21 protein-coding genes are annotated in these 22,731 nt (G+C 71.4%); 4 read left to right on the top strand and 17 right to left on the bottom strand.

Annotated elements, in window-relative coordinates; all coding sequences use genetic code 11:
- Positions 1–383 precede the first annotated feature (383 nt).
- Positions 384–3,017 (bottom strand): pyruvate, phosphate dikinase, encoded by a 2,634-nt coding sequence (ppdK, locus tag H4W80_RS48270; RefSeq protein WP_192791203.1) that lies wholly within the window; start codon positions 3,015–3,017, stop codon positions 384–386.
- A gap of 229 nt (positions 3,018–3,246) precedes the next feature.
- Between ppdK and H4W80_RS48265 the strand changes: the two genes are divergently transcribed.
- The gene (locus H4W80_RS48265; RefSeq protein WP_192791202.1) at positions 3,247–4,629 is read left to right on the top strand and encodes a cytochrome b; all 1,383 of its coding nucleotides are present in this window, start codon (positions 3,247–3,249) and stop codon (positions 4,627–4,629) included.
- On the opposite strand, the gene H4W80_RS48260 is transcribed toward H4W80_RS48265, so the two are convergent.
- The 10 genes from H4W80_RS48260 to H4W80_RS48215 all read right to left on the bottom strand — a co-directional run bounded on the left by H4W80_RS48260 (position 4,614) and on the right by H4W80_RS48215 (position 13,158).
- A complete protein-coding gene (locus H4W80_RS48260) occupies positions 4,614–5,780 on the bottom strand; it encodes a HAMP domain-containing sensor histidine kinase (protein WP_192791201.1) in 1,167 nt (388 codons plus the stop codon). The genes H4W80_RS48265 and H4W80_RS48260 overlap by 16 nt on opposite strands.
- Positions 5,777–6,442: a response regulator transcription factor gene (locus H4W80_RS48255; protein ID WP_192791200.1), complete on the bottom strand. Its 666-nt coding sequence runs from the start codon at positions 6,440–6,442 to the stop codon at positions 5,777–5,779. The genes H4W80_RS48260 and H4W80_RS48255 overlap by 4 nt, the downstream gene beginning before the upstream one ends.
- Before the next feature lie 10 nt (positions 6,443–6,452).
- The gene (locus H4W80_RS48250; protein WP_318787399.1) at positions 6,453–7,298 is read right to left on the bottom strand and encodes a S1C family serine protease; all 846 of its coding nucleotides are present in this window, start codon (positions 7,296–7,298) and stop codon (positions 6,453–6,455) included.
- On the bottom strand, positions 7,277–8,221 hold the full coding sequence (locus H4W80_RS48245; protein WP_192791199.1) for a VWA domain-containing protein: 945 nt from the start codon (positions 8,219–8,221) through the stop codon (positions 7,277–7,279). The genes H4W80_RS48250 and H4W80_RS48245 overlap by 22 nt, the downstream gene beginning before the upstream one ends.
- Positions 8,218–9,150, bottom strand: coding sequence for a DUF58 domain-containing protein (locus H4W80_RS48240; protein WP_192791198.1), 933 nt, complete (start codon positions 9,148–9,150; stop codon positions 8,218–8,220). Before H4W80_RS48240 ends, H4W80_RS48245 begins: the two co-directional genes overlap by 4 nt.
- The gene (locus H4W80_RS48235; RefSeq protein ID WP_192791197.1) at positions 9,147–10,166 is read right to left on the bottom strand and encodes an AAA family ATPase; all 1,020 of its coding nucleotides are present in this window, start codon (positions 10,164–10,166) and stop codon (positions 9,147–9,149) included. The genes H4W80_RS48240 and H4W80_RS48235 overlap by 4 nt, the downstream gene beginning before the upstream one ends.
- The gene (locus H4W80_RS48230; RefSeq protein WP_192791196.1) at positions 10,163–10,309 is read right to left on the bottom strand and encodes a hypothetical protein; all 147 of its coding nucleotides are present in this window, start codon (positions 10,307–10,309) and stop codon (positions 10,163–10,165) included. The genes H4W80_RS48235 and H4W80_RS48230 overlap by 4 nt, the downstream gene beginning before the upstream one ends.
- Positions 10,310–10,569: 260 nt before the next feature.
- On the bottom strand, positions 10,570–10,821 hold the full coding sequence (locus H4W80_RS48225; protein ID WP_225964071.1) for a DUF4190 domain-containing protein: 252 nt from the start codon (positions 10,819–10,821) through the stop codon (positions 10,570–10,572).
- 568 nt (positions 10,822–11,389) lie between these two features.
- Positions 11,390–12,775 carry a glycine--tRNA ligase gene (locus H4W80_RS48220; protein WP_192791194.1) on the bottom strand — a complete coding sequence of 462 codons (1,386 nt, stop codon included), beginning with the start codon at positions 12,773–12,775 and terminating at the stop codon, positions 11,390–11,392.
- Between the two features lie 95 nt (positions 12,776–12,870).
- The gene (locus H4W80_RS48215; RefSeq protein ID WP_192791193.1) at positions 12,871–13,158 is read right to left on the bottom strand and encodes an antibiotic biosynthesis monooxygenase family protein; all 288 of its coding nucleotides are present in this window, start codon (positions 13,156–13,158) and stop codon (positions 12,871–12,873) included.
- Positions 13,159–13,234: 76 nt separating this feature from the next.
- On the opposite strand from H4W80_RS48215, the gene H4W80_RS48210 reads away from it, so the two are divergent.
- Positions 13,235–13,585, top strand: a complete 351-nt coding sequence (locus H4W80_RS48210) for a DUF6703 family protein (RefSeq protein WP_192791192.1) — start codon at positions 13,235–13,237, stop codon at positions 13,583–13,585.
- Between the two features lie 8 nt (positions 13,586–13,593).
- Here H4W80_RS48210 and H4W80_RS48205 read toward each other — a convergent pair whose 3' ends face one another.
- Genes H4W80_RS48205 through sucC form a run of 6 tightly spaced genes read right to left on the bottom strand, consistent with a single transcriptional unit; the run spans position 13,594 to position 20,487 of the window.
- The gene (locus H4W80_RS48205) at positions 13,594–15,135 is read right to left on the bottom strand and encodes an aldehyde dehydrogenase family protein (RefSeq protein WP_192791191.1); all 1,542 of its coding nucleotides are present in this window, start codon (positions 15,133–15,135) and stop codon (positions 13,594–13,596) included.
- Between the two features lie 10 nt (positions 15,136–15,145).
- Positions 15,146–16,867 (bottom strand): glyoxylate carboligase, encoded by a 1,722-nt coding sequence (gene gcl / locus H4W80_RS48200; RefSeq protein WP_192791190.1) that lies wholly within the window; start codon positions 16,865–16,867, stop codon positions 15,146–15,148.
- A complete protein-coding gene (locus H4W80_RS48195) occupies positions 16,864–17,724 on the bottom strand; it encodes an NAD(P)-dependent oxidoreductase (RefSeq protein WP_192791189.1) in 861 nt (286 codons plus the stop codon). The genes gcl and H4W80_RS48195 overlap by 4 nt, the downstream gene beginning before the upstream one ends.
- Positions 17,721–18,485 (bottom strand): hydroxypyruvate isomerase family protein, encoded by a 765-nt coding sequence (locus H4W80_RS48190; RefSeq protein WP_192791188.1) that lies wholly within the window; start codon positions 18,483–18,485, stop codon positions 17,721–17,723. The genes H4W80_RS48195 and H4W80_RS48190 overlap by 4 nt, the downstream gene beginning before the upstream one ends.
- The gene (gene sucD / locus H4W80_RS48185) at positions 18,482–19,357 is read right to left on the bottom strand and encodes a succinate--CoA ligase subunit alpha (RefSeq protein ID WP_192791187.1); all 876 of its coding nucleotides are present in this window, start codon (positions 19,355–19,357) and stop codon (positions 18,482–18,484) included. The genes H4W80_RS48190 and sucD overlap by 4 nt, the downstream gene beginning before the upstream one ends.
- Positions 19,357–20,487, bottom strand: coding sequence for an ADP-forming succinate--CoA ligase subunit beta (gene sucC, locus H4W80_RS48180; protein WP_192791186.1), 1,131 nt, complete (start codon positions 20,485–20,487; stop codon positions 19,357–19,359). The genes sucD and sucC overlap by 1 nt, the downstream gene beginning before the upstream one ends.
- Positions 20,488–20,576: 89 nt before the next feature.
- On the opposite strand from sucC, the gene H4W80_RS48175 reads away from it, so the two are divergent.
- Positions 20,577–21,839, top strand: coding sequence for an MFS transporter (locus tag H4W80_RS48175; RefSeq protein WP_192791185.1), 1,263 nt, complete (start codon positions 20,577–20,579; stop codon positions 21,837–21,839).
- Positions 21,840–21,988: 149 nt separating this feature from the next.
- Positions 21,989–22,726: a GntR family transcriptional regulator gene (locus H4W80_RS48170; protein WP_192794172.1), complete on the top strand. Its 738-nt coding sequence runs from the start codon at positions 21,989–21,991 to the stop codon at positions 22,724–22,726.
- Positions 22,727–22,731 lie beyond the last annotated feature (5 nt).

The raw sequence follows: 22,731 nt of genomic DNA, 5'->3' as shown, positions 1-22,731 counted from the left end.
CGCACCTCTGGCATGATCTCGCATCGGTCCGATTCGAGGCTCACGCCGCTTAGCATTGTCCCTCCGCAGCCGTAGAACGCCGCTCGTATTCTCGTCTCAGTGCCTACGACACTCCTGTGGAATGTGGCCCACGGCCGGGGGAGCGCGAGGGGGCCGGCAGGCCACCTCGCCCGGGGGCTCGGGGCGAAGCTGCGAGCCCCCATCGACACGGCCGAGCGTCAGCGAGGACCGCTCGGGGCGGGATCCAGCAGGCCCACCCGGTAACCACGCAACGGGCGGGTGCCGGCGAGCGAAGCGAGCGGTCCGGCGGGCCCGACCGGTAACCGAGTAGCGGGTGGGTGCCGGCGAGCGAAGCGAGCGGGGGGGGTTGAGGCCCCCCGAGGTCAGCGGGTGTCGGAGTCTGAGTCGGTCAGGGCGGCGCGGCCTGCTTCCAGGCGGGCTATCGGGATGCGGAAGGGGGAGCAGGAGACGTAGTCCAGGCCCACGTCGTGGCAGAAGTGGACGGAGTCGGGGTCGCCGCCGTGTTCGCCGCAGATGCCCAGGTGGAGGTCCGGGCGGGTCGAGCGGCCCTCCTCGACCGCGATCCTGATCAGGCGTCCGACGCCCTCCCGGTCCAGGGTCTCGAACGGGGAGACGCCGAAGATGCCCTGGTCGAGATAGCGGGAGAAGAACGCCGATTCCACGTCGTCCCGCGAGAAGCCCCAGGTCATCTGGGTCAGGTCGTTGGTGCCGAAGGAGAAGAACTCCGCCGCCTCCGCGATCTGGGCCGCGGTCAGGGCCGCCCGGGGGACTTCGATCATGGTGCCGATCAGGGCCTCCACGCCGGTCTCCGCGAGGATCTTCGCCGCCTCCTCGCGTACCGACTCCAGCTCCTGTACGGCCGCCACCAGCGGGATCATGATCTCCGGCCGCGCGCCCGGCACCTCCTTGGCCGCCTGGGCGATGGCCCTCACCTGCATGGCGAACAGGCCCGGGATCACCAGCCCGAGGCGGACGCCGCGGAGGCCGAGCATCGGGTTCTGCTCGTGGAGGCGCTTCACGGCCGCCAGGAGCTTGCGGTCCTTGTCCGTGGCCCCGTCCGTGGCGACCTTGACCGACAGATCCACGATGTCGGGAAGGAACTCGTGGAGCGGCGGGTCGATCAGCCGAATTGTGACGGGATTTCCGTCCATAGCCCGAAATATCTCAGTGAAGTCGGCCTTCTGGAGCGGCTCCAGCGCGTCCAGGGCCGCCTGGCGGGCCTCGTCCGTCGAGGCCAGGACCAGGTCCTCCACGAGCTGCCTGCGCTCGCCCAGGAACATGTGCTCCGTCCGGCACAGCCCGATCCCCTGCCCCCCGAACCGGCGGGCCCGCGCCGCGTCGTCCGGGGTGTCCGCGTTCGCCCGCACGCCCAGCCGCCGGACCGAGTCCGCGTGGCTCATGATCCGGTCCACGGCCTTGACCAGCTCGTCCTCCGGCTCGGCGCCCTCGAAGTACTCGACCACGGCCGAGTCCACGACCGGCACCTCGCCGAGGTAGATCTCCCCGGACGTTCCGTCGATCGAGATGACGTCGCCCTCCGACACCACCACCCCGCCGGGCGCGGTGAAGCGGCCTTCGCTCGTCGAGACCTCCAGCTCCTCGGCCCCGCACACGCACGTCTTCCCCATGCCCCTGGCCACCACGGCGGCGTGCGAGGTCTTGCCGCCCCGGCTGGTCAGGATGCCCTTGGCGGCGATCATGCCGGACAGGTCGTCGGGGTTGGTCTCGCGGCGGACGAGGATGACGTCCTCGCCCTGCTCCGACAGCTCCACGGCCCGCTCGGAGCAGAAGACGGCCTTGCCCACGGCCGCGCCGGGCGAGGCGTTCATACCCTTGGCGATCTTCTTCTTGTCCGCGCCGCCGTCGAAGCGGGGGAACATGAGCTGCGCCAGCTGGTCGCCGGTGACGCGGGTGACGGCCTCGTCGATCGTGATCAGGCCCTGGTCCACGAGCTGGGTGGCGATGCAGAACGCCGCCGCCGCCGTGCGCTTGCCGACCCGCGTCTGCAGCATCCACAGCTTGCCGCGCTCGATCGTGAACTCGATGTCGCACAGGTCCCGGTAGTGGTTCTCGAGGGTCTCCATGATCCCGAGCAGCTCGTCGTACGAACGCTTGTCGATGCGCTCGAGCTCCTCCAGCGGGATCGTGTTGCGGATGCCGGCCACCACGTCCTCGCCCTGGGCGTTCTGCAGGTAGTCGCCGTAGATGCCCTGCCTGCCGGTGCCCGGGTCGCGGGTGAAGGCGACGCCGGTGCCGGAGTCGTTGCCGACGTTGCCGAAGACCATGGCCACGATGTTCACGGCGGTGCCGAGGTCGGCGGGGATGCGCTCCTGGCGGCGGTAGAGGATGGCCCGGGGAGCGTTCCAGGAGTCGAAGACCGCCATGACGGCCAGGCGCATCTGCTCGCGCGGGTCGGTGGGGAAGTCCTTGCCGGTCTGCTCGTGGACGATGCCCTTGAACGTCTCCACGAGCCCCTGCAGCTCGCCCGCGTCGAGGTCGGTGTCCTGGCGCTTGCCCTTCAGCGTGTCGAGCGCGTGCTCGAACAGGTCGCCGTCGATCCCGAGCACCGTCTTGCCGAACATCTGGATGAGCCGGCGGTAGGAGTCCCACGCGAAGCGGTCGTTGCCGCCCGCCTGCTTGGCCAGGCCGTGTACCGATTCGTCGTTGAGCCCGATGTTGAGGACGGTCTCCATCATGCCCGGCATGGAGAACTTCGCCCCGGAGCGCACGCTCACCAGCAGCGGGTCGTCGGCCTGCCCGAGCCGCCGGCCCATCTGCTTCTCGAGCGCGTCCAGGTGCTCGGCGACCTCCTGCTCGAGGCCGTCCGGTACGACGCCCGCCGCCAGGTAGTGACGGCAGGCGTCAGTGGTGATCGTGAATCCGGGGGGAACGGGGAGCCCGAGGTTGGTCATTTCGGCAAGGTTCGCTCCCTTGCCGCCAAGAAGATCCTTGAGATTCCTGTTGCCCTCGGTGAAGTCGTAAACGTACTTGGCCACCACACGCTCCAATCAACGGCTCTGCCCGGACTCTACCGGCGAAATTGATGATGAAACTGCACTCCTCGGATAAGTCCTTGTTTGTCCTGGTCAAAGCCCCACCAAAGGTCTAATCCAATTATAGTTCTGGAAGACCAGAAATTGGATTAGACCAATTGGTTTACACCAATTCTTGAGAAAGTCGGCGTATGGGTGCAGAATCGGATCACACCCCCACCAGGAGGCCCCCATGGCCACTCCTACCAAGCCCAAGCGACGCGCCCGTATCGTCGCGGGATCCGCAAAAACGGCCGTCGATTCGGCGATCTACCTCGACGATCGCCTGCCCTTCGCCCGCTGGCTCCGCCCCCAGCTGCGCAAGCTGTTCCCGAGCCACTGGTCGTTCCTGCTGGGCGAGCTGGCGCTCTACTCGTTCGCGCTGCTGGTGCTGACGGGCACGTTCCTCACGCTGTTCTACAAGCCCAACCCCGACGTGGCCTTCGCGTCCGCGGCGGAGATCAGCCTGAACGTGCGGGGCGGGCTGCTGATGCGGCAGCTCCACCACTGGTCGGCGACGGTGTTCGTGCTGGCGATCGTGGCCCACCTGTGCCGCGTCTTCTTCACCGGCGCGTTCCGGCGGCCGCGCGAGCTGACGTGGATGCTCGGGGTGGTGCTGTTCGGGCTGGTGCTGTTCGAGTCGTTCCTGGGCGTCTCGTTGCCGGGCGACCAGCTCGCGATGACCGGGCTGCGGCAGGCGCAGGGGCTGCTGCTGTCGATCCCGGTGGTGGGCACGTACCTGTCGGCGTTCGCCTTCGACGGCGAGTTCCCCGGGCAGGTCCTTCCGCGGATCTTCGTCACCCACGTGCTGCTGGTGCCGGGGATCCTGATGGCGGTCGTGCCGCTGCACGCGCTGATCCTCACCTGGCGGCAGAAGCACACCGAGCGAAGCGGTCGCGACCATGAACACGAGCGCAAGGCCGTGGAGGGCTGGGTCACCGGCGGCCCGTTCTTTCCCTACTTCGCGGTCAAGAACGGCGCGACGGCGCTGTTCACGATGGGGGCCATCGCGGCGCTGGCCACGTTCGTCCGGGTCAACCCGGTGTGGGAGCACGGCGCGTACAGCGCGGGCGGTCACGTCCCGTCGGCGCAGCCGTTCTGGTACTTCGGGGTGCTGGACGGCGCGCAGCGGCTCGTCCCGCCGTGGGAGCTCACGATCGGCGGGTACGTCCTGCAGCCCGGCCTCTGGATCCCGCCGCTGATCCTGACGGTCTTCTTCGGGATCCTGCTGCTCTACCCGTTCCTCGAGCGGCGCTTCACCGGCGACGGCGACCACCACCACCTGCTCGACCGGCCGTCGCAGGCCCCGGTGCGCACGGCGCTGGGCATCGCGGTCATCGCGTTCTTCACCGTGTTGTGGGCGGGCACGTGGGTCTCGGAGGCGGCGCCTCCGATGCACTCCGCGCCCGGCTTCCCGCAGCCGCCCCCGGCCCCGCACGCGCTGCTCACGGTCCCGCACGACACCTACGCGACGATCGTGCTCGGGCTGCGGGTGGCCGTGTTCGTGGTGCCGGTGGTGGCGTTCCTGGTCGCGCGGGCGGTCTGCCGCGGGCGGGCCGGTCAGAGAGGGTTGTGATCGGGCGGCGCGCCGGGCACGCCGTCCCGCGGCGGCAGCCAGAGCACGAACGTGGCCCCCTCCCCCAACCGCGAGAACACCGCCACCCGCCCTCCGTGCGACTCCACGATCTGGCGGACGATGGCCAGGCCGAGGCCCGTGTGGCGGTCGCGGCGGCTGGCCTCTCCGCGCCAGAACCGGTCGAACACCCGCGCCTGGTCGGCCGCCTCGATTCCGGGGCCGTCGTCACGGACCGCCACCCACAGCCAGCCCTCCGACCTGCCCGCCGCGACCCGGATCGCCCCGCCGGGCGGTGAGAGGCGCACGGCGTTGGAGAGCAGGTTCGCCACGGCGCGGCGCAGCGCGTCGGCGTCGCCGGTCGCCTCCAGGCCCGCTCCCAGCCGCCGGGTGATGGTCAGGTCTCGGGCGGCGGCCGGCGTCGCGTACTCCTCGCACGCCTCGCCCACCACCCTGGCCAGGTCGAGGTCGGCGTCGGCGAACGCGCCGCCCTGCCGCCTGGCGCTGGCCAGCAGATCCTCGACGAGCCTGGTCATGCGGGTGGTGGCGCGGTCCACGATGGCCACGGCCCTGACCCGCTCCTCGTCGCTGGCCTCGGGGGCGGCGAGCACGGCGTCCACGTTCGCCCGGATGATCGTCAGCGGGCTGCGCAGCTCGTGGGAGGCGTCGTCGATGAGCTGGCGCTGCGCCCTGAACGCCTCCTCCAGCCGGTCCAGCATGGTGTCGATGGTGTCGGCCAGGTCCTTGAGCTCGTCGCGCGGCCCGTTCAGCTTGATGCGCCGTTTGAGGTCGGTGGCCTGGATCTCCTCCGTCGTACGCGTGATCGACCTGACCGGCCGCAGCACGCGGCCCGCCAGCACCCAGCCGATGCCGAGACTGGCGACGTAGAGGCCGGCCAGCGTGATCAGCGAGTAGTCGCGCAGCGTGGCCATCGTCCTGACGTTGACCGCGTTCTCGACCTCCTCGACGAAGACCACCTCGCGCTTGCCGAGGAAGGTGGTGCCGCTGTAGGTCTTGGCGAACTCCGTCGTGATCGGCCGCTGTTCGGTGGTCTTGGACACGGCGAAGTAGGTGCCGCCGAGCACGAGCGCGGCCAGCGCGAAGAGCAGGCCCGAGTACAGGACCGTGAGCCGGAAGCGGATGGTGTGGATCACGCCGGTTCCCTGAGCCGGTAGCCCCGGCTGATCACGGTCTCGATCAGCCCCTCCTCCTGCAGCTTGCGGCGCAGGTTGCCGACCGTGACGCGGACGGTGCTGGTGAACGGGTCGGCGTGCTCGTCCCAGACGTGCTCCAGCAGCTCCTCGGAGGAGACCACGTGCCCGGGGCGGCGCATGAGGTAGTGCAGCACCCCGTACTCCTTGGGGGTGAGCGCCAGCGACCTGCCGTGCAGCGACACCTCCAGCCGGGCGGTGTCGATCCGCAGCCCGCCCACCTCCAGCACCGACGTGCCGGCGCCGGTGTCCCTGCGCAGCAGCGCCCGCACCCGCGCCAGCAGCTCGGGGAACGCGAACGGCTTGACCAGGTAGTCGTCGGCCCCCTCGTCGAGCCCGCGCACCCGGTCGTCCAGCCGGTCGCGGGCGGTCACCATGATGATCCGCGCGCCCTGCCCGGCCGCGCGCACGCTGCGGCACAGCTGGAAGCCGTCCCCGCCGGGCAGGTTGAGGTCGAGCAGGACCAGATCGTACGAGTTGAGCTGCAACTTCTCATGCGCGGAAGGCGCGTCGTAGGCGACGTCCACCGCGTATCCCGCCCGGACGAGGCCGACGCGCAACGCGTCGACCAGGTCCTCCTCGTCTTCCACCACAAGCAGTCGCATGCCCCGCACCCTAGTTTCGGATGATTCGTTCCGCGATCGGCGCCGCCCGGTCGATGGGGATGGCGAACCCGATGCCGATGTTGCCGCCGCCGCGCCCGGAGGCGATCGCCGTGTTCACCCCCACGACCTCGCCCCGGGCGTTGACCAGCGGGCCGCCCGAGTTGCCGGGGTTGATGGACGCGTCCGTCTGCACGGCCGTGCGTCGCGCCGAGCCCAACCGTACCTCCCGGTCCAGAGCGCTCACGATGCCGGCGGTGACCGTGCCCGACAGGCCCAGCGGGGAGCCGATCGCGAGCACCTGGTCGCCGACGGCCAGGTCGCCGGACCTGCCGAGGGTGGCGGGCGTGAGCTCCCGCGGGTAGTCCACCTCCAGCACGGCCAGGTCCTCGTCGTCGTCCTCGCCGATCACGCGGGCGCTGATCCGGCGGCCGTCGTTCAGCACGACGGTCGCCCGGTCGCCGCCCCTGATCACGTGCGCGTTGGTGAGGATGTGGCCGCTGCCGTCCACCACGAACCCCGAGCCGCCCCCGCTGCCCGTCTCCACCGAGACCACGCTGGGCAGCACCCGGGCCGCCGTCGCGCTCAGCCCGCCGAGGCCGGCCGACGGCGCGGGCGCCACCCTGGGGAGGGCGGCGACGGGGGCCGGCTGGGACCCTTCGGAGAGCCGCGCCCCCGCCACGCCCGCCGCCGCCCCGGTGAGCGCCGCGACGAGCGCGGCGGCCACCAGCAGGCGTCCCTTCCGGGGAGAGTCCTGCGACACGTCCTGCGGCGGCGTGGCGGGGATTCCGGACGCCGGCGTGACGAACTCCGGCCCGCGCGGGCTGCCCAGCCCTCTCATGGCAGCCTCGAGAACCACAACATCGACGTCACCGCCGCGATCAGCGCGAAGGCCATCCCCGCCGCCACGAACCACATCCATACCTCCTGCCGCTCGGTCCGGTAGCCGACCGACGTGCCGATGTCCTCGTAGACCGCCTGCAGCTCGTCGCCGCTGGCCGCCTCGTAGAAGCCGCCGCCGGCCGCCTCGGCCAGCCCGCGCAGCGCCGGAGCGTCCACCGGCACCGGGATCTCGCGTCCCGAGATGTCGATCGTGCCGTCCGCCGTGCCGTAGGCGATGGTCGTGACCGGCACGCCCCTCCCGGAGGCCGCCGCGGCCGCGTCGCCGACCGTGCGGCCCGTGGTGTTGGAGCCGTCGGACAGCAGCACGATGTGCGCGGGCGGCGTCTCCTCCTGCGAGTCGAGCGCGGCGATGGCGTCCAGCGAGGAGTAGACCGCCTCGCCGATGGCGGTGCCCGAGGCGGTGCTGAGCCGGTCGAGCGCGCCCAGCACCGCCTGCCGGTCCGTGGTCGGCGGCACGGCGACGGACGCCGACGAGGAGAACGACACCAGGCCCAGGTTGAACCGTTCGGGCAGCCCCGCCACGAACTGCCGGGCCGCCTGCTTGGCCGCCTCGAACCGGTTGGGCTGGACGTCGGTGGCGCTCATGGACGCCGACACGTCGAACGCCACCATGATCGTCGCCCGCTCCCTCGGCACCCGCACCTCGGCCGTCGGCCGCGCGAAACCGATCACGAGCAGGGCGAACATCAGCAGCAGCGCCGCCGCGGGAACGTGCCTGCGCCAGCCCGGCCGCCTCGGGGCGACCTTGTCGAGCAGGTCGAGGTTGGTGAACCTGACGGCGTACGCGGTCCTGCTCCGCAACGCCATGACCACGTACGCCAGGGCCAGCGCGGCCACGGGGATGAGCAGCAGCAACCACAGGGGCGCGAGCAGCGTCACGCCACACCACCTCCTCCCCCGGAGGGGCGGGCCAGGGCGGCCAGGCGGCGCTGGCTCATGACGTGCCGGACCAGGTCACGCACCCAGTCCCGGTCCGTGCGCAGCCGCAGGTGGGTCGCCGCGGCCCGGCGCAGCGCCTGCGCGACGGCGTCCCGCTGCTCCGCCGCCGCCTGCGCGTACCTGCGGCGCAGCCGCGCGCTCCCCGTGGCGACCTCGCGCCGCCGCCCCGTCTCCGGGTCGACCAGCGTCAGGATCCCGACGTCGGGCAGCGTCAGCTCGCGCGGGTCGAGCACCTCCACGGCCAGCACCTGGTGCCTGGCGGTGAGCTTGCGCAGCGGCAGCTCCCAGGTCTCGGGCGCGTCGAGGAAGTCCGACACGACCACGACCAGGCCGCGGCGCCGTACCATCCGGCCTAGCTGGTCGGCGGCCACGCCCAGCAGCGGCTCGGCCACCCCGGGCGGGGTGCGGGGCAGCGCGAACGCCGCCTGCAGCAGCGCCATCAGGTGCGGCCGGCCCGTCCTGGCGGGCAGCGTCCGGACGCCGCCGCCGTGCAGCAGGTGGGTGCCGATCCGGTTGCCGGTCCGCTGGGTGAGGAAGCCGACCGCCGCCAGCGCCGACACGGCCAGCTCCCGCTTCTCCATGGCCGCGGTGCCGAAGTCCATGCTGGCGGTGGCGTCGAGCAGCGCCCAGATCTCCAGCTCGCGGTCGGCGACCAGGTCCCGGACGTGGGGCTCGTTGGTGCGGGCGGTGACGTTCCAGTCCATCCGCCGCACGTCGTCGCCCGCCTGGTACGGCCGGGTCTCCGCCGGCTCGCTCCCCGGACCCGGGACCAGCCCCAGATGCTCCCCCTGAAGCAGTCCATCCAGTCTCCTGGTGATCGTCAGCTCGAGCCGGCGCAGCGCGGGCTCGGCCATCAGGTACGGTCTCATGCCACGGCCTCGTTCTCCTGAACTTGCCGCTGGGCTTGCTGCTGGGCTTGCTGCTGGGGGGCGATGACGGGCAGCGGGACGGCCGCCAGCACCCGGTCCACGATCTGCCTGGGGACCACCCCGTCGGCCAGCGCGTCGAAGGAGAGCACGAGCCGGTGCGCCATGACGTCGTGCGCCAGGTCGCGCACGTCCTCCGGCAGCACGTAGTCGCGCCCCCGCAGGAGTGCCAGCGCCCGCCCGGCCGCCAGCAGGCCGAGCGTGGCCCTGGGGCTCGCCCCGAACGCCAGCAGCCGCCGCACGTCCTCCACCCCGAACCGGTCGGGATCGCGGGTGGCGTAGACGAGGCGGACGGCGTACTCGGCCACCGCGTGGTGCACGAAGACCTCCTCGGCCCGCCGCTGGAGCGCGACGACCTGAGCGGCGTCCAGCACGGCGTGCGGGACGGGCGGGTCCACGCTCATGCGGTAGACGATCGCCAGCTCCTCCGACTCGCTGGGATAGTCCACGTCGATCTTCATGAGGAAGCGGTCCCGCTGCGCCTCGGGCAGGTGGTAGACGCCCTCGGACTCGATCGGGTTCTGGGTGGCCAGCACCAGGAACGGCCTCGGCACGTCGTGCGAGACCCCGCCGATGCTGACCTGCCGCTCGGCCATGATCTCCAGCAGCGCCGACTGCACCTTCGCGGGCGCCCGGTTGATCTCGTCGGCGAGCAGCAGATTGACCATGACCGGGCCGAGCTCGACGTCGAAGGTCTCGGTCGACGGCCGGTAGATCCTGGTGCCGACGATGTCGGCGGGCACCAGGTCGGGTGTGAACTGGATCCGGGCGAACGTGCCGCCGACCACGGTGGCCAGGGTCTCGGCGGCCAGCGTCTTGGCGATGCCGGGCACGCCTTCCAGCAGGCAGTGGCCCTTGGCCAGCACCGCCACGAGCAGCCGCTCGACCATGCGGTCCTGACCCACGATCACCCGCTTGACCTCGAACAACGCCCGTTCGAGCAGCAGGGGATCAGTCATGGCTGCACCACCGAGTGGTCGCAGTCGTCCACGACCACCCGCAACTCCAGCGCGGACGGCTCGGGATCGGCGAACGCGGCGCTTCCCGTCATGAGCACGGCGCCCGCGGCCAGCAGCACAAGAGCGAAACGTGATGTACGCATGGAACGCATGTCATCAAGCGACCGCGAAAACCAGCGTAACCCCCGCCTTTACATGATCTTTCGGTCCCCGCCCCAAGAAGGCCCGCAACGGGGTGGCCGTCCGTCCGGCGCTCTACGAATCACCACGGAGCCGGTCAAGCTTGCGCGCGTCACGGTGGCGCGCCCTACTGGACGAATGACCGTGACATACCGCGCGCCGCGCTCGCCGAGCGTTCGTGGGCCACTACAACACCCCCGCCCGCGCCCGGGCATTGATGACGCTAGGTCAGATAGATGAGAAAGCCGATCCCCCACAGCACCAGAGCGATGTAGCCGAGCACCAACCCCGCCGTCGCGAGCCCTCGCCCTTCCAGCCCCTCCCGGTCGATCTCGTTTATCGCGCTGTGCCCGACAATCACGGCGACGATGCTCAGGATCCCGCACATGACCAAGCTCAGGATGCCCAGCACCAGAGCCGCCGTCGCCTTGCTGCTGTTCCCCCCTCTGGGGTACCCGCCAGACGAATAGCTCAACGTCTACTCCACCCGTCATATGGTTACGAACCTCATCCCTCCCTGATCTAACAGGTCCGGGGGTTACGCGATCAACCCATACCAATCGGAAGGGTATTGAGCGCAGCGACGGCCGGCGCCGCGCCGAGCGCGAACCGCCGTTGCGCCTGCCGGCCGGCCTGACCACGACGGCTGCTCCTGGATCGGCTCCTGCGGCCCTGCCCGCCTCACTCCCACGCCTCCAGATCCCCCGGTCCACCGGCCACTCCACCCGGAGCCTGCGGGCCACCCGCAACGGACTGACCGTCCGTCCGGCGCTCTACGAATCACCACGGAGCCGGTCAAGCTTGCGCGCGTCACGGTGGCCCGGCGATGAGGCGGAGAAGCGTCACCCTGGAGGGCCCTCAGCGCGGTGCGGCGGGTGGAGCCCACCGTGCGCAGCCGTAAAGGATGGAAAGACACGCACACCGTACGCAGCCGTAAAGGATGAAGGAACACAGCGGCCGTGCGAAGCCGTAAAAGATGGAGAAAACACAGCGGCCGCCCGCCGTGGATCACGGCGGGCGGCCCGTGGGACGCACTCTAGAGATCAGTCATTCAGGTGCTGGCGCAGGTAGGACTCGACGCCCTCGATGGAGATGCGCTCCTGGGCCATCGAGTCGCGCTCGCGGATGGTCACCGCCTGGTCCTCGAGCGTGTCGAAGTCGACCGTGATGCAGAACGGCGTGCCGATCTCGTCCTGGCGCCGGTAGCGGCGGCCGATGGCGCCCGCGTCGTCGAACTCGACGTTCCACCGGCGGCGCAGCTGGGCGGCCAGGTCGCGGGCCTTCGGCGACAGGTCGGCGTTGCGCGAGAGCGGCAGCACCGCGGCCTTGACCGGCGCGAGCCGGTGGTCGAGCCGCATGACCGTGCGCTTCTCCATGACGCCCTTGGCGTTGGGGGCCTCGTCCTCGCTGTAGGCGTCGAGCAGGAACGTCAGCGTGGCGCGGTCGACACCGGCCGCGGGCTCGATGACGTAGGGGACGTAGCGCTCCCCCGTGTCCTGCTCGAAGAAGCTCAGGTCGGTGCCCGACGCCTTGGAGTGGGCGGTCAGGTCGAAGTCGGTGCGGTTGGCGACGCCTTCGAGCTCACCCCACTCGGAGCCGGTGAAGTTGAAGCGGTATTCGATGTCGACGGTCCGCTTGGAGTAGTGGGACAGCTTCTCCTTCGGGTGCTCGTAAAGGCGCAGGTTGTCCTTGTTGATGCCCAGGTCGGAGTACCAGCGGTAGCGCTCGTCGATCCAGTATTGGTGCCATTCCTCGTCCGTGCCCGGCTTGACGAAGAACTCCATCTCCATCTGCTCGAACTCGCGGGTGCGGAAGATGAAGTTGCCCGGCGTGATCTCGTTGCGGAACGACTTGCCGATCTGGCCGATGCCGAACGGGATCTTCCTGCGCGCCGACTGCTGCACGTTGAGGTAGTTGATGAAGATGCCCTGCGCGGTCTCGGGGCGCAGGTAGGCCAGGCCCGACTCGTCCTCGACCGGGCCGAGGTAGGTCTTGAGCAGGCCGCTGAACTGCCTGGGCTCGGTGAAGGTGCCCTTGTTGCCGCAGTTGGGGCAGGTGATGTCGGCCAGGCCGCCCTCGGGCTCCTTGCCGTTCTTCTCCTCGTACGCCTCGATCAGGTGATCGGCGCGGAAGCGCTTGTGGCAGGAGAGGCACTCGGTCAGCGGGTCGGTGAAGGTCTCGACGTGACCGCTGGCCCGCCACACCTCGGGGGCCAGCACCACGCTGGAGTCGAGGCCCACCACGTCGTCGCGCGACTGGACCGTCGACAGCCACCACTGCCGCTTGACGTTGTTCTTGAGCTCGACACCCAGTGGACCGTAGTCCCACGACGCGCGCAGTCCGCCGTAGATCTCGCTCGACGGGTATACGAGCCCGCGGCGTTTGGCGAGGCTGACGATGGTGTCCATGACGTCGGTGCGTCGTGCCATTTTGGTTGATTCTCTTTCCGGCTGGAGGTCGGCGAGTGAAATTGGTGAGATCCCAGCTTAGGGGACGCGCGGACCCTCTCGCGCGCCAGTAATCGTTAAGCGCCTTCCTGCGTGTAAACGTCCTCGAACGCACTGGGTTCGTTGACCATGAGAATCATCAGCGGATACATCACCATCCGGGCGGCGGAGAGCGCCCTGCGGTAGAAACCGGCGCCTTCCCACTCCGTCACCAGGGCCCACAGATTGGGCTCATCGACCGAACGGGCCAGCCTGCCCCGCTGGTAGCCCGGCTGGGCGGCGAACGTGTCAAGGATGGTGTGGCCCTGCTTGACGAAATCTTGGGACTGGGACTCTGGAACGGTGTATCGGATCACGGCGAGCACCCGACCAGATTAAACGCGCCACGATGCCGGCGGGCGGCCCGCCCGCTCGGCGTCCCGTCTCCCGTAGGCTCTGGGTGTGGCCCCAGACAGCAAGCGCCCGCTTCCCGAGGGCGAGCAGTTCTTCACGCCGGGCGCGACCGGCCTGCGCAAGGCCGTCGAGCAGCGCAGCGCCGTGCCGATGACCTATCTGTTCACGCAGGTGCCCCGATGGACGGCGCCGACGGTGCTGGTGGTCCTGCTGCTGGCCGGGTTCGCCGTGGCCAACCCGCTGGGCGGCGTGGCCGTGCTGCCGGTGATCGTCTTCATCGGCTGGTTGGCGTACCTGTCGTGGCCGTCGCTGGGGATCGGCGGAAAGGTGATGCGGGTCGCCATGCTGACCTTCCTCGTGCTGCTGGCGGCGACCCGCTTCGGTTTCATAGCCCCCTAGAGCAACCCCTAGGGCAACAGCGTGTAGTGGGGGAAGTTGCCCGGCAGGCGCTCGCCGTCCGGGCCCCCGGTGGAAGACACGGTGGAGGCCCGCACCAGCAGCTCGCCGCCGACGAACGCCCCGCGCCAGGATGCCCCGAGCCCGCCGAACAGCTCCTCGCGGTCGCCGCGCGAGCGCGGCCGGTTGTGCCCCACCTTGAACGCCCGCACCTCCGGCGCCAGCCGGTGGAACGTCTCTTCCTCGTCGCACGACAGCGTGGCCACCAGGGCGCCGTTGCTGGCGTTCATGGCGGCCAGCAGCTCGGCCTCCGTGTCCACCAGCACGATGGTGTCCACGGGCCCGAACGGCTCGGCGTGGAAGAGGGGTGAGGAGCGGGGCGGGTTGAGCAGCGCCGTCGGCGCAAAATACGCCGAAATATCCTGCCCCGGCAGGAAATGTCCGGCATCGAGCGACGCCCGGTGCACCGGCACCCCGCCCCTGGCCACCGCCTCGTCCACCTGATCGGCCAGCTCCTTGGCCTTGGAGGCGTTGATCAGCGGCCCGAAGTCCAGCTCCGGCAGCGGATCGTCGGGATCGGCCACCGCGAGCGGATGGCCGAACCGCAGGGACTCCACCGCCGCCAGATACGCCCCCAGGAACTCGTGGAACAGCGACCGCTGCACCACGAACCGCGGATAGGCCGTGCACCGCTGCTTGCCGTAGTCGAACGACGCCCGGATCTGCCTCGTGAGCAGCTCCCAGTCGCCGTACTCCCACACGCCCCAGCAGTTCAGCCCCTCCTGCTCCAGCACGTGCCGGCGCCCGAGGTCGGCCAGCGAGGTCGCCACCTTGGCCCCCGCGTCCCGGCCGCCCACGAACGACACGCTGCCCAGCGCCCGCCCGCCGGCCAGCACCGGCGACAGCTCCGCCCCTCCCCCGCTCACCAGCGTGAACGGCAGGCCCTCACGCACCGCCAGCGCGCAGGCCAGCGTCAGGCAGCACAGGCCGCCGTCCGTGGGCGTCTTGGCGATCACCGCGTTGCCGGCCAGCGCCTGCACGAGCATGGCGTGCATGAGCACGCTCATCGGGTAGTTCCAGCTCGCGATGTTGCTGACGGGCCCGGGCAGCGGCATCCGGCCGGCGACCATGCGGTCGATCTCGGCCACGTACCAGCGCACGCCGTCCAGGCAGCGGTCCACGTCCGCGCAGGCCGTCTTCCACGGCTTGCCTATCTCCCAGACCAGCAGCAGGGCCAGCAGGTCGCGGTGGGCGGCCATCGACTCGACGGCGGCCGACACCATCGCCTTGCGCTCGGCGAGCGGCAGGTGCCGCCAGCGCCGGTGCTCCTCCACCGCGCCCGCCACCGCCCGTCCCGCGCCCGCCCGGTCGATCCGGGGCAGGCCCGCGATGGCGGTGCCGTCCAGCGGCGAGAAGCCGGGCACGGGGCGCCCGTCGCGGTGCCAGATGCCGCCCCAGTGGTTGAGCACCCGGTCGTCGTGGAATGCCTCGGGGGCCGCCGAACAGCACCGTTCGTAGGCGTCCCGCCAGGCCGTACCCGGCTTGAGCCGCATGCGCTCCTCCTCAGTCGGACCAGTCGGCGGTGATGAGCTCGGGCAGCGGCTCGAACTCCTTGATCGCCTCCAGCGAGGGCCCCATGGCGGCGTTGGCCTCGCGCTCCACCATCACCTCCACCAGCACGGGCAGCCGCTCCCGCGCCGACTCCGCCGTCGCCCAGGCCAGCGCGTCCCGGATGTCGCCCGGCAGTTCCACCCGGCGCGCCGGGCAGCCGAACGCCTCCATGGCCTTGACATGGTCGATGCCGCCTTCTCCGTAGTGCAGGTCCACGGCGTAGTTCATGCCGTACGGGATCTCGGCCTGCCTGATGAGGCCCAGGTACTCGTTGTTGATCATGACGATGACGAACGGGATCCGGTACTGGGCGGCCACCGCCACCTCCTCCATGAGGAACTGGAAGGAGTAGTCGCCCACCACTGCCACGACCTGCCGCTCCGGGTGCGCGCACTTGACGCCCATCGCCGCGGGCACCTCCCAGCCCAGCGGCCCGGCCTGCCCGCACACCAGGTAGCGGCGCGGCAGGTAGGTCGTCTGGAACTGGCCCGACCAGATCTGGTAGAGCCCGATGGCGGTGACGAACGTGGTGTCCCTGCCGAAATACTCGTTGATCTCCCTGAACACCCTGGGCGGCTTGATCGGCACGTCGTCGAAGTCGTCGCGGCGGGCCATCGTCCTGCGCAGGTCGGCGACCTTCCGCACCCACTTGCCGGGCTGCCGCGGCCCGCCGCGCCGGCGCGCCTCGCCCAGCAGCTCCGCCAGCACGGGCCGGGCGTGCCCGACGATCCCCAGGTCGGGCTCGAAGACCCGGCCGATCTGCGTGGGCTCGATGTCCACGTGCACGAACGTGCGGCCCCGGCGGTAGACGTCGAGGTCGCCGGTGTGCCGGTCGCCGAAGCGGGCCCCGACGGCCAGCACCAGGTCGCTCTCCAGGAACGCGGCGTTGCCCCACCGCGTCTGGGTCTGGATGCCCGCCATGCCCGCGAACAGCGGGTGGTCCTCGGGGAAGGCGCCCTTGCCCATGAGCGTCACCTGCACGGGCACCTGGAGGTGCTCGGCCAGCGCGCGCAACTGGTCGGTCGCGTCCGCGATGATCACGCCGCCGCCGGCCAGAATGATCGGCCGCCTGGCCTCGGCCAGCAGGTCCACGGCCCTGCGAATGGCGTTGGGCAGCGGCGCGGGCTCCTCGACGGGCAGCGGCGCGTCCAGCTCCCGGTCGTACAGGCAGGTCCCGCGCTGCACGTCCACCGGCAGGTCGATGAGCACCGGGCCGGGCCGCCCCGACCGCGCGATCCTGAACGCCTCCCTGAACACCCACGGCGCCTGCGCCGGCTCCTTGAGCTGCACCGCCCACTTGGTCACCGGCCGGGCGATCTCCACGATGTCCACCGCCTGGAACGCCTCCTGGTGCAGCTTGGAGGAGACGGCCTGGCCGGTGACGCAGATCATGGGGATCGAGTCGGCCAGGGCGGTGTAGAGGCCGGTGATCATGTTCGTGCCGGCGGGGCCGGAGGTGCCGATGCAGACGCCGACGTTCCCGGTCACCCTGGACCAGCCGTCGGCCGCGTGGGTGCCGCCCTCCTCGTGGCGTACGGTGACGTGCCTGATCGAGCTGTGCTGGAGCGCGGCGTAGAGCGGCAGGATGGCCGCGCCCGGGATGCCGAAGACGGTGTCCACCCCCTCCGACTCCAGCACCGCCACCACGGCCTCCATGCACGGGATGCGCTTCATCCGTTGAGCCTTTCCACGACCTTCAGGAGGGCGGAGTGGTCGAGCGAGCCGTGGCCCTGCGCCCTGGCCGCGGCCACGAGCTGGGCGACCTGCCCGGTGAGCGGCAGGCTGACCCCGGCCTCGCGGGCGGCGGCGACGGCGATGCCCATGTCCTTGTGGTGCAGGTCGATCCGGAAGCCGGGGTTGAACTCCCGCCTGACCATCGTGTGCCGCTTGAGCTCCAGGATCCTGGAGCCCGCCAGGCCGCCCGCGAGCACGTCCAGCCCCGCCAGGGGGTCCACGCCCGAGGCTTCGAGCAGCACGATCGCCTCCGACACGAGCCCGTAGATGCCGCCGACGACGAGCTGGTTGGCCGCCTTGACGGTCTGTCCCGCGCCGGCCGGGCCGACGTGCACGACGGTCGTGCCCAGGGTGCCCAGGACGGGCCGGGCCGCCTCGACGTCCTCGGCCGCGCCGCCCACCATGATCGACAGGGTGCCGTCGATCGCGCCGCGCTCGCCGCCGCTGACGGGGGCGTCCACCGCCCGTACGCCGGCGGCCGCCGCCCGCCCGGCCACCCAGCGGGAGGTCTCGGGCTTGATGGTGCTCATGTCGATGTAGAGCAGGTTCGGGCGGCCGTACTCGACGATCAGCGGCGCGACCTCCTCCACCTGCGGCGAGTCGGGCAGCATCGTGATCACCACCTCGGCGCCGCCGACCGCGTCGACCACGCCGGAGGCGCCCTTGCCGCCCAGGCCGACGAGCTGCTCGACCCGCTCGGCGCTCACGTCATAACCGGTCACGACATGTCCGGCTTTGAGGAGGTTGGCCGCCATCGGGCTGCCCATGATCCCCAAGCCGACGAAGCCGATGTTCACGCCTGCCTCCAGTCGAACGCGCCCGGCCCCTCGTGCCGGTACTCCAGGCCGACGTGGCCTTGGTAGCCCGCCGCCGCCAGCCGGGCGAAGATCTCGTCGTACGGCATTTGGCCGCTGCCGGGGCGTCCCCTGCCGGGGTCGTCGGCGATCTGCACATGACCGAACCTGGCGCTGTGCCGGTCGATGAGCTCCAGCACGTCCTCGCCCATCCGGTGCAGGTGGTAGAGGTCGGCCAGGAAGGCCACGTTCTCCCGGTCCACCTCGTCGATCAGCTCGAACGCCGCCTGCGACGACGTGATCGGATATTTCGGGTTCTCGTGGGAGTTGAGGGATTCGACCACCACGGTCGCGCCGATCGAGGCCGCCGCGTCGGCCGCCGCGCGCAGGTTCGCCACGGCCAGGGCCCGGTCGGTGCCGGGATCGTTGCCGTACAGGGCGTTGAGCACGCCGCAGCCGAGCTCGCCCGCCAGCCGGACCGCCACGTCGATGTTGGCCAGGAACCGCGCGGAGCCGTCCGGCCTGGCCAGCAGGCCGCGCTCACCGGCGGCCATGTCGCCCGCGTCGAAGTTGAGGCCGGTCAGGCGCACCCCGGCGTCCTCGATCGCCTGCCGGAGCGCCGCCAGCTCGGCGCCCGCGGGGTCGGGGACGCCGAACGGCCACCACAGCTCGACCGCGTCGAACCCGGCCTTGGCCGCCGCCGCTGGCCGCTCCAGCAGCGGCAGGTCGGTGAGGAGAATGGAGAGGTTGACGGCGAATTTCATGACGAGATCGCCGAGCGCATGAGGCGGGCGGTCTCCGACGGCGTGCGGCCGACCCGGACCCCGGCCGCCTCCAGCGCCTCCTTCTTGGCCTGGGCGGTGCCGGACGAGCCGGACACGATCGCGCCCGCGTGCCCCATCGTCTTGCCCTCCGGCGCGGTGAACCCGGCCACGTAGGCGACCACGGGCTTGCTGACGTTCGCGGCGATGTAGGCGGCGGCCCGCTCCTCGGCGTCGCCGCCGATCTCGCCGATCATGACGATGGCGTCCGTGCCGGGGTCGTCCTGGAACGCCTGGAGGCAGTCGATGTGGGTGGTGCCGACGACCGGGTCGCCGCCGATGCCGACGGCGGTGGAGAAGCCGAGGTCGCGCAGCTCGTACATGAGCTGGTACGTCAGCGTGCCCGACTTCGACACCAGCCCGATGCGCCCGGCGGAGGTGATGTCGGCGGGGATGATCCCGGCCGAGGACTGCCCCGGGCTGATGAGCCCCGGGCAGTTGGGGCCGATGATCCTGGTGCGGCCGTGCGCGAGGGCGCGGAAGCGCACCGCGTCGTGCACGGGGACGCCCTCGGTGATCACCACGCACAAGGGCATGCCGGCCTCGACCGCCTCCTCCACCGCCGGGCCGGTGAAGCGCGGCGGCACGAACACCACGGAGACGTCGGCCCCGGTCTCCCCCATCGCCTCGGCCACGGACCCGAACACGGGCACCGCGCGCTCGCCGAAGTCCACGGACCGGCCGCCCTTGCCGGGCGTCACGCCGGCCACGACGTCGGTGCCCGCGGCCAGCATGCGGGCCGTGTGCCTGGTGCCCTCCGCGCCGGTCATGCCCTGCACGAGCACCCGGCTGTCCTTGGTCAGAAAGATCGCCATCACGCACCTGCCGCGAGTCTGGCCGCCATCTCGGCGGCGCCGTCCATGGTGGAGACCTGCCGGACCGCCGGGTGCCGGGCGTCGCTCAGGATGCGCCGGCCCACCTCGGCGTTGTTGCCGTCCAGGCGTACGACGATGGGCCGGGCCAGGCCGCGCTCGCCGAGGAGCTCGAGCGCGGTGACGATGCCGCTGGCCACCGCGTCGCAGGCGGTGATGCCGCCGAACACGTTGACCAGCACCGAGCGCACGTCGGGGTCGGCCAGGATGATCTCCAGCCCGTCGGCCATGATCTTGGCGGAGGCGCCTCCGCCGATGTCCAGGAAGTTCGCGGGGGCGGCCCCGGCCCCGGCGACCACGTCGAGCGTGCTCATGACCAGCCCGGCGCCGTTGCCGATCACGCCCACCCGGCCGTCGAGCTTGACGTAGTTCAGCCCCTTGGCCCGGGCGCGGTCCTCCAGGCTGCCGGTGGTCTCCCCGTACTCCCAGGCGTGCCGGAAGGCGGAGTTGTCGTCCAGGGTGACCTTGCCGTCGAGGGCCACGATGCGCTGGTCGGTGGTGCAGATCAGCGGGTTCACCTCGACCAGCAGGGCGTCCTCCGCGACCAGGACCCGCCACAGCTTCTCCAGCACCTCAGCCGCCTGCTCGGGCAGCCCCGCCTTGGCCGCCAGCAGGCGCGCGGTGTCCGCGTCCACGCCCGTCACCGGGTCGACCGGCAGCCGCACCAGGGCGTCGGGGTCGGTGGCGGCCAGCTCCTCGATCTCCATGCCTCCCCGGCCGGACACCATCGCCAGGAAACCGCCCTCAGCCCGGTCGACGAGAAAGGCCGCGTAGTACTCCTCGAACGGCACGGTCGCCGCCTCGACGAGCACGCTGCGCGCGACGTGCCCCTTGATGTCCATCCCGATCACGTGCTCGGCCTCCGCCTCGGCGGTGACCGGCCCGGCGGCGGTCCTGATCCCGCCCGCCTTGCCGCGTCCGCCGGTCTTCACCTGGGCCTTGATGACGACGGGCGCGTTCAGCTCGGCCGCTATCGCGCGGGCCTCCGCCGGGGTGGCCGCGATCCTGCCGGCCGGGACCGGGATCCCATGACGCCCGAAGAGCTCCTTCGCCTGGTACTCGTACAGGTCCATTCGAGCCTCCTTTGTAGACGGTATACCGTATGGAAAATCCCTCGTCTAGGGTCTCGACAGTCTCTCGTCTACTGGATATTCCATACAGTATGGAGAATGCAGCTAGAGATTGGCGCGGCCGCTCGTACCTCCCCGGGCCCGTCCCCGCCGACCGCACGCGCATGTTCTGGCTGGCCTGGGGCGCCATGGCGGCGATCAGCCCGCTCCAGTACGGCTACGCCGCCCTCCTCGCCAAGGAGGCCACCGGGCTCACCCTCCTGGCCGTCTGGATCGCCTGCCAGGCCGCGGGCGCCCTGCCCGCGCTCCACCTCGTACGGCGGGGCCGCCTCGGCGTCCGCGCCAGCCTGGCCGCGGGAGCCGCCCTGAGCTTCGCCGGCCTCGCCGCGGCGGCGCTCCCGCTGAGCGGCCCCGGAGCCTTCGCCGGGTACGCGCTCCTCGGCGGTCTGGGCGCGGGCCTGGTCTACGGGGTCTGCGGCGAGGTCGTCTCCTCCTGGTACCCGGAACGGCCCGCCGCCCGGGTCGGGCTGATCACCGGCGCCTTCGGGTACGGCGCGGTGCCCCTGCTCGTCTGGGCCGGGCTCGCGCCGGCCGCCACGTCCACCGCGTTCCTGGTCGCTGCGGTCGTCGCGCTGGCGGTCATCGGGACCGCGGCCCGGCACCTGCGGTTGCCTCCCGCGCTGTGGTGGCCCGAGGACGTGGACCCGCGCTCGCACGCCCTGGACGCGGCGCGGCTGCGCACGACCCCGGAAGCCGCCCGGCAGTTCGGGCCGGCGCAGGCGCTGCGCACGCGTACGCTGCCGGCGCTGGCCCTGATCCTGACGTGCGCGGGCGCGGTGTCGGTCGTCGACGTGATCGTGGTCGCGGGGACCGGGTCGTGGGGCGCGCTGGCCGTCCTGGTGGCGCTGAACGGGGCCAGCCGGTCGGTGGCGATGCGCTGCTCGGAGCTGTTCGGGCGGCGCCGCGTGCTCGCCGCCGTCCTGACCACCCTCGCCGTCGGCCAGGTGCTCCTCGCCACCGCCCTCGCCGCCACGGCCGGGGGTGCCGGCCCGGTGCCGTCCGGGGGGCCGTTGCTGTGGCTCGGGGCCGTGGCGGCCGGTCTCGGGGGCGGGGCGTTCTACCCGCTGCTCGCCAGCCTGGTGCGGGAGTTCTTCGGGGCCGAGCGGGCGGGCGAGATCCACGCCGTCGTCTACAGCGCCAAGGCCCTGGCCGGCGCGGGGGCCGCCGCCCTGGCCCTGCTCGCCCTGGGCACGCCTGTGACCGCGCTGGCCGTCGCCGCGGCCCTCGCCGCCCTCCCGGCCCTGGCCATCCCCCGCCTGCGCATCCCCGGCCTCCCGGCCACCATCCCCCTGTGACCCACGGCCGCCCGCGCTCGCAGCGGGAGTAACGGTGAGGAACGGGGATAGAAGGCGCCTGTGACAAGGCTCACCAGCCAGGACAGACCCCTGGCCAGTATGCTGTAGGCAGTCGACGAAAAACCGTACGCAGCCCTGGAGACGTGACCATGTTGCTGTCGGATCAGGCCGGTCAGGCGGCGGCCACCAAGATTCCCCGCCCTGCCACGCTCCGCGAGAGCGTTATCGAGGCTATCCAGGAGCTCATCGTCTCCGGGCAGCTCAAGCCGGGCCAGCACCTCGTGGAGAGCGAGCTGGCCGAGCTGCTTGGCGTGTCCAGGCAGCCGGTCCGCGAGGCGCTGCAGCAGCTCAGCGGCGAGGGCTGGGTCGACCTGTTCCCCGGCCAGGGCGCGTTCGTGCACGTCCCGACCGTGGAGGAGGCCGACCAGCTGCTGGCCGTGCGCACGCTGCTGGAGACCGAGTCCGCCAGGCTCGCCGCCAAACACGCGGGCGAGGACGGCGTCAGGCGGCTGCGCGCCCTGTGCGCGCGGGGCATCGCGGCGGTGGAGGCCGACGACGTCGACTCCGCCGTGGCGACCAACTCCGAGCTGCACGCCCTGGTGACCGCCCTGTCGGGCAACCAGGTCCTCTCGGAGCTGGCCAGCCAGGTGGCCAGGCGCGTGCGGTGGTACCACACGCCGGTGGCCCGCCAGCGCGGCATGGCCTCGTGGGAGGAGCACACCTCGCTGATCGACGCCATCGAGGCGGGCGACGAGCGGCGCGCCGCCAAGATCATGCGCGAGCACACCGAGCACACCCGCGCCTCGTACATGGCCCAGCGCGAGCAGGAGCCCGTCCTGCCGGCGCCCAAGCCGGTGCGGCGGCGCCGGACGCGGCAGCCGGGTTGATCTGT

It is taken from the genome of Nonomuraea angiospora (assembly GCF_014873145.1).
GTDB classification, from domain to species: Bacteria; Actinomycetota; Actinomycetes; order Streptosporangiales; family Streptosporangiaceae; genus Nonomuraea; species Nonomuraea angiospora.
Note: the sequence above shows the minus strand (reverse complement) of the source record. Positions and strands in the feature narration are given on the sequence as shown.

Coding starts and splice junctions, on each gene's coding strand:
- H4W80_RS48265 (WP_192791202.1), top strand. CDS start 3,247: ATGGCCACTCCTACCAAGCCCAAGCGACGCGCCCGTATCGTCGCGGGA.
- H4W80_RS48255 (WP_192791200.1), bottom strand. CDS start 6,442: ATGCGACTGCTTGTGGTGGAAGACGAGGAGGACCTGGTCGACGCGTTG.
- H4W80_RS48240 (WP_192791198.1), bottom strand. CDS start 9,150: ATGAGACCGTACCTGATGGCCGAGCCCGCGCTGCGCCGGCTCGAGCTG.
- H4W80_RS48235 (WP_192791197.1), bottom strand. CDS start 10,166: ATGACTGATCCCCTGCTGCTCGAACGGGCGTTGTTCGAGGTCAAGCGG.
- H4W80_RS48230 (WP_192791196.1), bottom strand. CDS start 10,309: ATGCGTACATCACGTTTCGCTCTTGTGCTGCTGGCCGCGGGCGCCGTG.
- H4W80_RS48220 (WP_192791194.1), bottom strand. CDS start 12,775: ATGGCACGACGCACCGACGTCATGGACACCATCGTCAGCCTCGCCAAA.
- H4W80_RS48205 (WP_192791191.1), bottom strand. CDS start 15,135: ATGCGGCTCAAGCCGGGTACGGCCTGGCGGGACGCCTACGAACGGTGC.
- gcl (WP_192791190.1), bottom strand. CDS start 16,867: ATGAAGCGCATCCCGTGCATGGAGGCCGTGGTGGCGGTGCTGGAGTCG.
- H4W80_RS48190 (WP_192791188.1), bottom strand. CDS start 18,485: ATGAAATTCGCCGTCAACCTCTCCATTCTCCTCACCGACCTGCCGCTG.
- sucD (WP_192791187.1), bottom strand. CDS start 19,357: ATGGCGATCTTTCTGACCAAGGACAGCCGGGTGCTCGTGCAGGGCATG.
- sucC (WP_192791186.1), bottom strand. CDS start 20,487: ATGGACCTGTACGAGTACCAGGCGAAGGAGCTCTTCGGGCGTCATGGG.
- H4W80_RS48175 (WP_192791185.1), top strand. CDS start 20,577: ATGGAGAATGCAGCTAGAGATTGGCGCGGCCGCTCGTACCTCCCCGGG.
- H4W80_RS48170 (WP_192794172.1), top strand. CDS start 21,989: ATGTTGCTGTCGGATCAGGCCGGTCAGGCGGCGGCCACCAAGATTCCC.